Raw genomic sequence first — 2,224 nt, 5'->3', positions numbered from 1 at the left:
CGGCCGTCCGCGCGGCTGAGCCGCCGCCAGCCTCGCGCCAACTCCTCGCCAACTCCTCGCTAGCCTCGCTCCGACCCGGCGCGCATCGCGCCGCTGCACTGCCGCTGTGCGCCGGCGCGCCGGGGTGCGTGCGCCGTGCCGCGCCGGACTTGGCTTGTTACGGTTGACGAAGCGCCCTATAATGCGCCAGTTTGTCGCAGTGGTCCCCTGGCACAGAAGATCGGCGTTTTAGCACCGAAGCAGTGCAGCAGTGCGGTGAAGCCGGCAGAATTCCAGGCGTGCAACCGATGCAGCGATGCAGAGTGGTTGGCGATGCAGGAACTCGGTATCGCACTCCAGACGGCGCGTGACGGGCCCGGTGATAGTCCCAACGGAGCCCATGCCGTGCCGAACAACGACTGGCTGATGAAGCGGAATTGTTCGCTGTCTCCACGCCAGGTCGGCTGGTTTTACCTCTCCATCGTCAGTATTTCCCTTGCCATCGCCCTGTTCTTCGCGTGGCGAGGCGCTTGGCTCGTGTTGCCCTTTGCGGGGCTCGAACTCGCCGGGCTGGGCGTGGCACTGCTCGCTTACGCACAACACGCGACAGACTACGAGCGCGTCACGCTCAGCGAGGGCAGGCTGGTGGTCGAGAAGGCCAGCGCCGGCGAGGTGACCCGCGAGGAATTCAACCCGCACTGGGTGCGGGTCGAACTGGGCGAATCGTTCCCGGCGCTGGTGGTGGTGCGCTCTGGAACGCACGCAGTGCAGGTGGGGTGTTTTCTGGACCCGTACAAGCGGCGAAAGTTCGCGCAGGAACTCGTTTCAGCCTTGCACGCCTTGTAAAAGGCGGCACCGCTGGGAGCGAGGGGCAGATTCGAATCTGTAATTTGGGTAGAGACAACAAATGAAAATGTGGAAGAAGGCATCCGCAGCGTGTCTGGCAGGCGCTTCCCTGCTCGCCAGCCAGGCAGCCCTCGCTGTCGAAGACATGCCGGGCGGTCCCGCCGTTCGTCAGCTGAACCTGACCGAGCCGGTCACCAAGATCGCCGAGCAGATTCACTGGCTGAACTGGATGATGCTCATCATCTGCACGGTGATCTTCATCGCGGTGTTCAGCGTGATGTTCTATTCCATCTTCACGCACCGCAAGGCCAAGGGCTCCAAGCCGGCCTCCTTCCACGAAAGCATCACCGTCGAAGTCGTCTGGACCATCATCCCGTTCCTGATCGTGATCGGCATGGCGCTGCCCGCGACCAAGACCGTGGTCGCGATGAAGGACACCACCAACTCCGACATCACCATCAAGGCCACCGGCTACCAGTGGAAGTGGGGCTACGACTACCTCAAGGGTGAGGGCGAGGGCATCTCCTTCGTGTCGACCCTGACGACCCCGCGCGAGCAGATCAACAACGAGGCGCCCAAGTCGAACACCTACCTGATGGAGGTGGACAACGAGATGGTGGTGCCGGTCAACAAGAAGATCCGCATCGTCACGACGGCCAACGACGTGATCCACGCCTGGATGATCCCGGCGTTCGGCGTCAAGCAGGATGCGATTCCCGGCTTCGTGCGCGACACCTGGTTCCGCGCCGAGAAGACCGGCGTCTACCGCGGCCAGTGCGCCGAGCTGTGCGGCAAGGAACACGCCTTCATGCCGATCGTGGTGCGCGTGGTCACCGACGCCGAATACACCAAGTGGGTCGACGAGAAGAAGAAGGCGATGGCGGCCGCGGCCGACGATCCCAACAAGACCTGGACCCTGGACGAGCTGAAGGTGCGCGGCGAGAAGGTCTACGCGGCCAACTGCGCGGTGTGCCACCAGCCCAACGGCAAGGGCGCCGGCGCCTTCCCGGCGCTGGACGGCTCCAAGGTCGTCAACGGCCCGCAGGCCGACCAGATGCACATCCTGCTCGAGGGCAAGGGCGGCATGCCGTCGTGGAAGCAGCTGTCCGACACCGAGCTTGCCGCGGTGATGACCTACACCCGCAACGTCTGGAGCAACAAGACCGGCGAGGTCATCCAGCCGGCCGACTTCGTCAATGCGCGCGCGGGCAAGTTCCCCGAGGGCGGCGGCGCCAAGTCGGCACAGGGCGCACCGGCGGACGCCAAGCCCGCCGCAGAGCAAGCCAGCGCGGGCGCCCAGGGCGCCGCGAGCTGAGCGCGTGGACGTTAGAACAGGATTTCAGGAGTTTTCGCGATGAGTACTGCTACCCCGGACGCACTCGCCCATCCGCACGACCAC

2 protein-coding genes are annotated in these 2,224 nt (G+C 64.7%); both read left to right on the top strand.

Annotation, left to right across the window (positions count from 1 at the left end):
* The first annotated feature begins 384 nt into the window (after positions 1–384).
* Positions 385–825 carry a DUF2244 domain-containing protein gene (locus VIG90_RS10390; RefSeq protein ID WP_331593442.1) on the top strand — a complete coding sequence of 147 codons (441 nt, stop codon included), beginning with the start codon at positions 385–387 and terminating at the stop codon, positions 823–825.
* A gap of 61 nt (positions 826–886) precedes the next feature.
* Complete coding sequence (gene coxB, locus VIG90_RS10385; protein ID WP_023263845.1) at positions 887–2,140, top strand: cytochrome c oxidase subunit II; 1,254 nt, start codon at positions 887–889, stop codon at positions 2,138–2,140.
* Positions 2,141–2,224 lie beyond the last annotated feature (84 nt).

The sequence above is a fragment of the Pedomonas sp. genome, from assembly GCF_036515995.1.
Lineage (GTDB): Bacteria > Pseudomonadota > Alphaproteobacteria > Sphingomonadales > Sphingomonadaceae > Pedomonas.
Note: the sequence above shows the minus strand (reverse complement) of the source record. Positions and strands in the feature narration are given on the sequence as shown.